Raw genomic sequence first — 9,472 nt, forward strand, 5'->3', positions numbered from 1 at the left:
CCTGTCGGCAGGGATGGCGCGGATCGCGTTGACCGGGAATTTCGGCGCCAGCGCGTGAAAGCTGTCGAGGATGATTCCGATCGCCGGATGGGCCGCGCGGCGCACGATCTCCCAGGCATCGCGATAGTCGTTGACATGACGGCCCCAGGCCAGCGCCTCGTAGCCGACCCGCAGGCCGCGCTTTGCCGCGCGCTCGCCGAGCTCGCGAAAATCGTCGGCGGCGCGGTCGATGCCGCCGAGCGCGGCCGGCGAGACGTTGCTGCAGATCAGCAGGAGATCGGTCTGCAATTCCTGCATCAGGTCGAACTTGCGCTCGGCGCGGGCGAAGCCGCGCGAGCGTTGCGGCTCGGCAAAGCCCTCGAAATCGCGGAACGGCTGGAAGGCGCAGATCGACAGGCCGAGGTCGCGGCAGAGCTGGCCGACCTCGCGCGGGCGCGCGCCGAACGACAACAGATCGTTCTCGAAGATCTCGACCGCCTCGAAGCCGGCATCGGCGATGGCGCGCAGCTTCTCGTCGAGCGCGCCGCTGAGCGAGACGGTGGCGATTGAGCGCTGGTTCATGCCGGCCTCCCTGTCCTGTCGTATGCGACGTCAATCCTTGCGGGCCTTGCGCGCCATCACGCCGTCGAAGGCTTCGCCCATCACGGCGACCGATGGCGCGTGTCCCGTGAACAGCCTGAAACCGTCGGCGGCCTGGTTGATCGCGAGCTCCCGGCCGGTCATGACGCGCGCGCCCTTGGCCCTCGCGGCCAACAGCAGCGGCGTCCAGAGCGGCGAGTAGACGGCATCCGCGACCCATAATCCCGCGTGCAGCAGCGACGGCGGCACCGGCGTGTCCTTGTTCGGCAGCATGCCGACGGGCGTTGCGTTGATGAGACCCGCCGCGCCGTCGAGCGCGGCCTCGACGCTGTCGGCAACCGTGAGGCCTTGCGCAGGCAACAGCGACGCCAGCTGCGCGGCGCGGGCGCGATCGGCATCGAAGATGCGGATGTCGGCGACGCCGAGGCGCTCGAGCGCGAATACGATCGCCTTGCCGACGCCGCCGGTGCCGATCACGGCGACCGGCCGATCGAGCGCGTCCTTGACGAACGGCGCCGCCGCGCGGGCAAAGCCCGTGGTGTCGGTGTTGTGGCCGATCAGGCGGCCGCCGCGCACCACGATGGCGTTGACCGCGCCCATCTCGGCGGCCTCGGGCGCGAGCTCGTCGAGCAGAGCGACCACCGCCTCCTTGTAGGGAAAGGTGACGTTGACGCCGGCAAAGCCGAGCCGCCGCACGCCGTCGACCAGGCCGCGCAATTCCGTCTCGCCGGCGCCGGCCACCTCGATGAGCTGGTAGTGACAGCTTAAGCCGAGCGCATGCGCCGCCTCCTCATGCATCGCGGGCGAGGCCGACTGCGCAATCGGCGCGCCGATCAGGCCGGTGAGGAAATGCGGGCGGACGGAAATGCTCGCTGGCGCGGCCGCCGGCTCGTCGCCGGTGCCGGCGAGATAGGCCAGCACCATGTCGGCGATCTGCTGCCGGTTGCGGTTGCGGATGCGCGGACTGGAGAGATCGCGGTCGAACAGCGCGCCGAACGTGTGGCGGTTGGCGACCCGGAAGAAGCAATAGGAGCTGATCAGAAGATGCAGGTCGACGGCGTCGATCTCGCGCCGGAACACGCCTTGCTTGCGACCGCGTGTGAGGATCTCCTGCAGCGTGGCGATGATCGTCGCGTTCAGCTCGCGCAGCTCGGTCGAGCGCTTCAGGTGCCGGGCGCGGTGAATGTTCTCGATCGAGACCAGGCGGATGAAGTTCGGGTTGCGCTCGTCATGGTCGAAGGTCGCCTCCACCAGCCGCCGCAGCGCTTCCGCCGGTCGGTATTTGCCGCTGGCGAGGCTCTGCTCCAGCGTGCGGATGCTGCGATAGGCCTCCTCCAGCACGGCGAGGTAGAGCTGCTCCTTGCCGCCGAAATAGTAATAGATCATGCGCTTGGAGGTGCGCGTCTTGGCGGCGATGGCGTCGACCCTCGCGCCGGAATAGCCCTCCGCGGCGAACTCCTCGGTCGCGACCGCGATGATGTCGCGCCGGGTCCGCTCCGGATCGTTCTTGCGCTTGCGCGGCTTCGGCGGTGTCGATGTGCGCTGCAGCATGGCGCCTCCCAGGCCTGCCAAATATCCCGCGGTAAGATACCGCGTTCGGCGGGACCGGCAAATTCCGGCTTGATTAGAAACGAACTAGTTCGTACATTATGAGGAGATCGCAAGCAAGCGACGAGCGGCCGCAACGACCAGCCGGAGATCAATTCATCGACATCGGGAGGAGACATGGCTTTCTGGACAGCAGATCCCAATCGCCTGCAGCATCGCGCCGCGCTGGTCAGCTTCTTCGGCAGCATGCTGGAATACTACGACTTCTTCATCTACGGCACCGCCGCCGCCCTGATCTTCCCGCGCGTGTTCTTCGTCAATGTCGATCCGTCGACGGCAAGCCTACTCGCGCTGCTCACCTTCGGCATCGGCTACATCGCCCGCCCGGTCGGCGCCGTGATCCTCGGCCATTTCGGCGACCGCATCGGCCGCAAGACGGTGCTGGTCTTCACCCTCGTCCTGATGGGCGGCTCGACGCTCGCGATCGGGCTGCTGCCGGACGCGCGCATGATCGGCAGCGCGGCGCCGATCGCGCTGACCTTGCTGCGGCTGCTGCAGGGCCTGTCGGCGGCCGGCGAGCAGAGCGGCTCCAACTCGCTGACGTTGGAACATTCGACGGGCGGCCGGCGCGCCTTCTTCACGAGCTGGACGCTGACGGGCACGCAGGCCGGCGCCATCCTTGCCACGCTGGTGTTCATCCCGATTGCGGCGCTGCCCGACGACCAGCTCCTGAGCTGGGGCTGGCGCATCCCCTTCCTGCTGTCCTTCGTCGTGCTGGTCGTCGCCTATCTGGTCCGCCGCACCATGCCGGAGACGCCGGCCTTCGAGGAAGCCAAGGAAAGGCACGCGCTGGCGCGTTTTCCCATCGTCACGCTGCTGCGCGACTACTGGAAGGACGTGCTCCGGGTGATCGTCTGCGCCCAGATCGCCACCGTGTCGACGGTGACCGCCGTGTTCGCGCTCGGCTATGCGACGACAAAATTCGGCGTGCCGAAATCCACCATGCTGTGGGCCGGCGTCGCGGCCAACGCAACCGCGCTGGTCGCCCAGCCCTTGTGGGCGCTGCTCGCCGATCGCATCGGACGCAAGCCGGTGTTCATCGGCGGCGTGCTCGGCTGCGCCATGCTGATCTTCCCCTATTTCGTCGCGGTGACCTCGGCGAGCCCCGCTGCGATCCTCGCCGCGACCATCCTGATGTCGGGCCTGGTCTACACCGCGCCGAACGCGATCTGGCCGTCGTTCTACGCCGAGATGTTCGAGACCCGCGTGCGCTATTCGGGAACCGCGATCGGCACCCAGCTCGGCTTCCTCGGCGCCGGCTTCACGCCGGTCATCAGCCAGAGCCTGGTCGGCGACGGGGCGCAGGGCTGGATTCCGGTCGCGATCTTCATCGCCATCGCCTGCGCGGTCTCGGCGGCGGCCGCCGCCACCGCGCGCGAGACGCACGCAGTCGGAATCGATGAGCTCGGCAAAGGTGATCGAACAGATGACGGCTTGGGCCGATTGGTCACGAGCTGACTGTGAGCGGTAGGGTGGGCTTAAGCGGCCACATCCGCCAAAGCCCGACACGCAACGGCAGAAGCGTGCCCACCATTCAGAGCAATGCTGTCGACCGATGGTGGGCACGCGCTCCGCGCCTTAGCCCACCCTGCGGACTGCTGATCCTCGTCGGCTACTGCGAACTTCAGGAGGAGTATCCGAAAACGCGCCGGCGGGCGCGGCTAGATAGGTATTCTCTGGTTGCTGATGGCGCGCAGTCTCTGGGCCCGCTCGAAGTGTTCTCGCGGGGGATTGAACTTCGGCGGCGTCGGAAGAGCAGCCAAGTCCCCATAGAATTCCTTTTGGGTCGCCAGGAACGTGTCCATCAGTTCGCGCGGCGGGGTGCTCAGCTTGTCGGCGTTGTCGTAGAAGCCGTCCGGGTTCTTCATCTCGCTCCAACCCTTGGTCGGATGCGCTGGCAGTCCGTAGACACCACGCAAGGGGGCGCCCGGCCTGGTTTCGGACAGATAGATGTTCGCGAGGACCGTGGCGAAATACTCTTCGATATTGCCGAAGTCCGGCGGCCCCTCAACCGGGGCGCGGGTCTCCTTGCCACGAAGCGCGCGGGTCGCGTGGGCCAGTTCGTGGTAGAGGCTCACATCGGCTTGAAATCCGGCCTCGCCGACTGTGGCGTCGGTCATACGACCGTCGATAAAACGAGGGTCGGTAAAGGCGCCCGCCGAGTAGAAGACGATGGAATTGGCTCCCTTCCCCGTCCCTGTGTCGTCGCCGCCAAAATTATTCTTGATCAGTGCTCCCTTGGCAAAAGCGTCCTTGTCGTCGAGATCGATCCCCTCGATAACGTGGGACAGCTTTTGCCCGGCTCGAATCCCCCTCTGCGATGCGTTGCGGTAGCCCTCACCGGGCAGCGCGATGAAGTGATGCCAATGAGGCATCACCGTAACGCTGCGGCCTTTGCGACCCAGTTCCGCGAGCAAGGCTTTTCCAGAGCCCCAACCGGTAAAGCCATCCAAGTAACCAGCGACACTGTTCTGATGCTGGTTGACTGCGGTCCTGTAGGCCAGGACGAGCTGAGGGAACAGCGTTGCGGGCTCGATCGGCTGCCCGGCAAGAAGCTTCATAAAACCCAGGACCGCAGCAATGTCGCTCTCCATGGCCATCGCCCCGAGCACGTCGCGAATGGGCTCCTCAGCGGACCCGGTCCACTGCGGCCATCTCGCCGCACTGATGACGGCGAGCCAATCCGGCATCGAGTAGTAGGTGAGATTGATCTTCGTCTTGCCGTATTGCTTTGAAGGAGCCTGCGTCAGTCCGTGAAATTCGCTCTTCGAAGCATATTTCCGCACAAATGCAACGCACTGATTGAAATCCATAGCCATGAATGCCTCCGTCTTGCGAAGCCGACAAAGTCGCTCATACGGGCTACACGTGCTCACCCGCGATGCAGCACCATGAATTCGTACTGCTCGGCGAGGGATCGGCCACTGTCGCTCGATTGATCGCGGACGCTGAAGAACGGGCTGTCCGGCGCAGCGCGGGTGCTGAAGCAGATCCGAGGCTGAAGATGCAGGCTGGTCAGCCGTATGACCGGAGGGTCGGCATCGTCGGCGAAGCTCGCCAGCGGAAGCACCCCGTCATCGGCGCCGTTGTCGTTGGCGAAGTCGGTCAGGATGCGGATCGACGTGCAGGGGTATCCATGCTGCTCGAGGATCATTCGCGTGGTCGTATGCCCCAATTCGAAGGGTGCGGCCGCCGCATGGATCGCGCCGAGCAGCAGCACGCCCGGTGTATCGCGCGCGATGCCCCGGTCTGCGACCTCCTCGAAGAAATGCTGCGCCAGACGGCGGTCGCGGATATCGCCATCCATGCGCGAGCCGATCGAGAGCACGTAGCGTGGCCTGGCGCGCAAATCGTCGAGCACCGGCTGGAACCGGTGCGGCATCACCCGACGGCCGACCTCCTGCTGATCCATGGCGGCGGCGCCAGGCGCCGCGTTGTCGAATCCCGGCGGCAGGATGGCCCGCAACCAGTAGTCGCGGATGGCCTGTCTCGTCGGGCCCGCATTGAGAAAGGACTCGTTGCCGAAATAGCGGAAGCGCTGGTCGGCCAGCAGCTCCCGCACCAAGCGTGTCATCGCCGTGGTCCGAACCGCGGCGTCATTCCGTCTCAGGAAAGCGTGAACTTCTCCGACAATGACGACGCCGCGCCTGTCGATCGTGATCGCGTCCTGCCCATGTCGCGCAATGTAGTTGAGAAGATCGTCGCGCAGCGCCAATACCGCCTCCTTCCGCGCGCCAAGGTCGCGGCGCCGAGCAGGCTTTCCTTCAATTTCGTCGAGATATGTCCGCGCCGACCGCGCACGACACCGCAACGCAATTCGTTTTGCGAAGTTCAGCACAGGGTTTACCCAATCCACAGTGCTCCAAACGTCAAAGATGCGGCTTCCTGCGACAATGGCAGCCGCTGCCAGACGGACGCAGCAAGTAGCCCGGATGAGCGCCTTGTGTTCGCCGAAGCTCGAAGAGCGTAGGCGGAAGCGACGTCCGGGACCCAGTGGACCCGCATATCGCTCCGCTCATGCGGGCTACGCGTCCTGCCGCCTGATGGACGCCACTCATCCCTCCGGCGGGTTGAACGTCCGCGCGAAGAACACCGGCGCCCTCGCCTTCTTCAGCCGATAGAGCTGCGCGGGCCGGTTCGGGCCGCGGCGCATCCGCGCCACGGGTTCGATCAGGTCGGCCGAGAGCATGCGGGTGCGGAACGCGCTCTTTTCCAGCGGGCGGTCGAGGATGATTTCGTAGACCTTCTGCAAATCCGGCAGGGTGAACTCGGCCGGCATGAGATAGGCCGGCAGCGAGGTGTACTCGACCTTGTTGCGCAGCCGCTTCACTGCGGCGTCGAGAATCTCGGCATGGTCGAAGGCGAGTTTCGGCTTCACTCCGCCCGAGACGAGCGGAAACCATTGCGCATCGGCGGCGAGCGGCGCGGCGGCCAATGCCGGCAGCAGCGCGAAATAGGCATGCGTCGCCGACCAGCCGCGCGGATCGCGCGCAGCGCTGCCCCAGCTCCCGAGCTGCTCAAGATAAGGACTTGCCACGCCGGTCTTGTCCTTCAGCTTGCGCCGCGCGCAGGCTTCCAGATCCCGGTCGCGGTCGATGTCGACGAAGCCGCCCGGCAGGGCCCAGGCGTGCGGAAAAGGTTCGCCCTCCCCGGCCCCGCGTTGAACCAGAAGCACGGCGAGCGCGTCTTCCCTGACGGCGAAAACGACGACGTCGACCGTCGTCAACGGCCTCGGAAAGTCGAAAGTCCGCCCGTTTGTCCCGTTCCGTCCTGGCTGCTCTGCCACATCCGAACCCTTTCAGATGAACCTGGGCTTGACAATAGCATACTTAGTTGTACTGTCAAACTTATATAGTGGTCTAGACCAACTTACTAGGCCGCCCCAGGAGGCATCCATGTTCGGTATCCGTTTCATCAAGGCCCAGCCCACCACCTATCTCATGAAATACCGCGGCGGCGTGGTCGCCCGCGAAGGTGCAGGGCTATCGACGTTCTACTATGCGCCCGCGACCTCGCTGGTCGCCGTCCCGATCGGCAGCCGTGATGCCGGCTTCATCTTCCAGCAGATCGCCCGCGACTTCCAGGCGCTGACCATCCAGGGCCACGTCACCTACCGCATCAGCGAGCCGAGGAAGGCCGCCTCGATGCTCAACTTCGCGCTCAAGGGCGACGGCAAGGCTTACGAATCGGACGATCCGGAGAAGCTGCCGCAGCGCATCCTCGGCACGGTCGAGGTGCTGGCGCAGCAGGCCGTCAAGGAATTGACCTTGAAGGAGGCGCTGCGGGCGTCGGACGCCATCGCGGACCTCATCGCTACGGGCTTGCGGAGCCGCGCCGACATCGATTCGCTCGGGCTGGAAATCCTCGGCGTCTCCATCCGCGGCATCAAGCCCGCGCCCGACACCGCCAAGGCGCTGGAAGCGGAGGCGCGCGAGGCGATCCTGAAGAGCGCGGACGAGGCGATCTTCGCCCGGCGCAATTTCGCGGTCGAGCAGGAGCGTGCCATCCGCGAGAGCGAGCTCGACACCGAGATCGCAGTCGAGCAGAAGAAGCGCGCGATCCGTGAGACCCAGATGGACGCGGAAGCGAGCGTCGTCGCCAAGAAGAACGCGCTGCGCGAGGCCGGCATGGTCGCCGACATCACGCTGGAGGACAAGCGCAAGGATTTTGTCAGCCTCAACGCCGAGAACACGCGCACGCTGGCCGATGCGGAGGCCTATCGCGTCGGCGCGCTGATGAAGATTTTCGAGGGCGTCGACACCAGGGTCATCCAGGCCCTGGCGGCGACCGGCATGCAGCCCGGCCAGCTCATCGCGCAGGCCTTCTCCGGCATCGCCGAGAAGGCCGAGCGGATCGGCCAGCTCAACGTCTCGCCGGAACTCCTGAACGCGCTGATGGAGCGGCCGAAGGAGACGGCAAATGCCCGGCGGCAATGAGCGCAAGGTGGTGCTGGTTACCCGGCGGACGCGGCTGGAGGACCTGATCGCGAAATACCTGACCGCGGAGCAGGCGAAGTTCTATGTCGAGCATCTCGGCGCCGACTTCTCCGATTACCAGCGCGAGCATAACGTCTACCTCGCGCAGCGCCACTTGACCGTGCAGACGCTCGAGCAATGGGGCCGCTACCAGGTCATCGACCGCGGCTTCCTGCCGAGCTTCATCTTCGGCCCCTCCGACATCGTGGTGGCGCTCGGCCAGGACGGAGTGGTCGCCAACACCATGAAATATCTCGACGGCCATCCGCTGATCGGGCTCAATCCCGACAAGCGGCGGCATGACGGCATTCTGCTGCCCTTCGCGGCCAGTGACCTCCCTGCCCTGCTCGGCGAGGTCGCGGCCGACCGGCGCGCGAGCCAATCGGTGACCATGGCGAAAGCAAGCCTCGCCAACGGCCAGGTGCTGCACGCGGTCAACGATCTCTTCATCGGCGCGCGCACGCACACCTCCGCGATCTACCAGATCGCCTCCGGCGAGCAGCACGAGACGCAGTCTTCCAGCGGCCTGATCGTCGCCACCGGCCTGGGCTCGACCGCGTGGTTCAAGAGCATCGTCACCGGCTCGCTCGCGATCGCAGGCTGCTTCGGCGGCCGCAGCGAAGGCGCGTCCTACGCGCCGCAGGCCTGGGACGCTGCCGAATTGCGCTTCGCCGTGCGCGAGCCGTTCCCGAGCCGGAGCTCGCAGACGAGCCTCGTCTGCGGCCAGGTGACGAAAGCCGAGACGCTGCGCGTGCGCTCGCTGATGCCGGAAAACGGCGTGATCTTCTCCGACGGCATCGAGGCCGACCGGCTCGAGTTCAACTCCGGCACCGAGGCGGAGATTGCGATCGCCGAGCGGCAGGGCCGACTGATCGTGTGACGCTGGTGAATGCTGTAGCCCGGATGAGCGCAGCGATATCCGGGAACGCCGGGACCCGCATATCGCTTTCGCTCATGCGGGCTACGCCTCCCTTCTACAATCTTCTTCCGAATTTCAGAATTTCCCTTGACGCAGACCCCAAATCAGTGCGATTATACCCCCATCCCGCCTCGGCAAGAGGGACGGACGCGTCGTCACGGACGTTGAGGCGGGGAGCGATGGACGCGATCGTATCGCTGGACGAGCGATGCAGTTGCGGACGGCGAAAACGTGTGGTTCTGGCGCCCCGACGCTGGCGCTAAGTTCGTGATGATGCTTCGCATCACGCGGATGACGGGGGCAAGAAAGCCCGGTCCCCGGGAAGAGCACGGCATAAGCGTTAACACCATCGCGCAGGGAATGCCGGTGATCTCGGCTGAACCTGTGGTAA

9 protein-coding genes and 1 pseudogene are annotated in these 9,472 nt (G+C 65.6%); 4 read left to right on the forward strand and 6 right to left on the reverse strand.

Features of this window, described 5'->3' with window-relative positions; translation table 11 throughout:
• The 3 genes and pseudogenes from JOY90_RS27505 to JOY90_RS27515 form a co-directional block, all read right to left on the reverse strand.
• On the reverse strand, positions 1–561 hold a 561-nt coding region (locus JOY90_RS27505), incomplete at its 3' end, for a sugar phosphate isomerase/epimerase (RefSeq protein ID WP_291694248.1).
• Positions 562–591: 30 nt separating this feature from the next.
• On the reverse strand, positions 592–1,446 hold the full coding sequence (locus JOY90_RS27510) for a shikimate dehydrogenase (RefSeq protein ID WP_291694256.1): 855 nt from the start codon (positions 1,444–1,446) through the stop codon (positions 592–594).
• A 9-nt stretch (positions 1,447–1,455) separates the two neighbouring features.
• Positions 1,456–2,130: pseudogene (locus JOY90_RS27515) on the reverse strand (TetR/AcrR family transcriptional regulator); the annotation flags it as partial.
• A 174-nt stretch (positions 2,131–2,304) separates the two neighbouring features.
• Here JOY90_RS27515 and JOY90_RS27520 point away from each other — a divergent pair.
• Entirely contained in the window at positions 2,305–3,645 is a 1,341-nt protein-coding gene (locus tag JOY90_RS27520; protein ID WP_291694249.1) for an MFS transporter, read from the forward strand.
• A 203-nt stretch (positions 3,646–3,848) separates the two neighbouring features.
• On the opposite strand, the gene JOY90_RS27525 is transcribed toward JOY90_RS27520, so the two are convergent.
• Both JOY90_RS27525 and JOY90_RS27530 read right to left on the reverse strand, forming a co-directional pair.
• Positions 3,849–5,006 carry a hypothetical protein gene (locus tag JOY90_RS27525; protein WP_291694250.1) on the reverse strand — a complete coding sequence of 386 codons (1,158 nt, stop codon included), beginning with the start codon at positions 5,004–5,006 and terminating at the stop codon, positions 3,849–3,851.
• A gap of 53 nt (positions 5,007–5,059) precedes the next feature.
• Complete coding sequence (locus tag JOY90_RS27530) at positions 5,060–5,761, reverse strand: hypothetical protein (RefSeq protein WP_291694251.1); 702 nt, start codon at positions 5,759–5,761, stop codon at positions 5,060–5,062.
• A 42-nt stretch (positions 5,762–5,803) separates the two neighbouring features.
• Between JOY90_RS27530 and JOY90_RS27535 the strand changes: the two genes are divergently transcribed.
• Positions 5,804–6,157: a hypothetical protein gene (locus JOY90_RS27535; protein ID WP_291694252.1), complete on the forward strand. Its 354-nt coding sequence runs from the start codon at positions 5,804–5,806 to the stop codon at positions 6,155–6,157.
• An 84-nt stretch (positions 6,158–6,241) separates the two neighbouring features.
• On the opposite strand, the gene JOY90_RS27540 is transcribed toward JOY90_RS27535, so the two are convergent.
• Positions 6,242–6,973 (reverse strand): NUDIX domain-containing protein, encoded by a 732-nt coding sequence (locus tag JOY90_RS27540; protein ID WP_291694253.1) that lies wholly within the window; start codon positions 6,971–6,973, stop codon positions 6,242–6,244.
• A 109-nt stretch (positions 6,974–7,082) separates the two neighbouring features.
• Here JOY90_RS27540 and JOY90_RS27545 point away from each other — a divergent pair, with 109 nt between their 5' ends.
• Positions 7,083–8,123, forward strand: a complete 1,041-nt coding sequence (locus JOY90_RS27545) for an SPFH domain-containing protein (protein WP_291694254.1) — start codon at positions 7,083–7,085, stop codon at positions 8,121–8,123.
• Positions 8,107–9,042: a sugar kinase gene (locus JOY90_RS27550; RefSeq protein WP_291694255.1), complete on the forward strand. Its 936-nt coding sequence runs from the start codon at positions 8,107–8,109 to the stop codon at positions 9,040–9,042. Before JOY90_RS27545 ends, JOY90_RS27550 begins: the two co-directional genes overlap by 17 nt.
• Positions 9,043–9,472 lie beyond the last annotated feature (430 nt).

The sequence above is a fragment of the Bradyrhizobium sp. genome (assembly GCF_019242285.1).
In the GTDB taxonomy this organism is placed as follows: Bacteria; Pseudomonadota; Alphaproteobacteria; order Rhizobiales; family Xanthobacteraceae; genus Bradyrhizobium.

What these genes read in the sequence shown, in the direction of transcription:
- JOY90_RS27520 (WP_291694249.1), top strand. Translation starts at nt 2,305, where the DNA reads ATGGCTTTCTGGACAGCAGATCCCAATCGCCTGCAGCATCGCGCCGCG.
- JOY90_RS27545 (WP_291694254.1), top strand. Translation starts at nt 7,083, where the DNA reads ATGTTCGGTATCCGTTTCATCAAGGCCCAGCCCACCACCTATCTCATG.
- JOY90_RS27550 (WP_291694255.1), top strand. Translation starts at nt 8,107, where the DNA reads ATGCCCGGCGGCAATGAGCGCAAGGTGGTGCTGGTTACCCGGCGGACG.
- JOY90_RS27525 (WP_291694250.1), bottom strand. Translation starts at nt 5,006, where the DNA reads ATGGCTATGGATTTCAATCAGTGCGTTGCATTTGTGCGGAAATATGCT.
- JOY90_RS27530 (WP_291694251.1), bottom strand. Translation starts at nt 5,761, where the DNA reads ATGACACGCTTGGTGCGGGAGCTGCTGGCCGACCAGCGCTTCCGCTAT.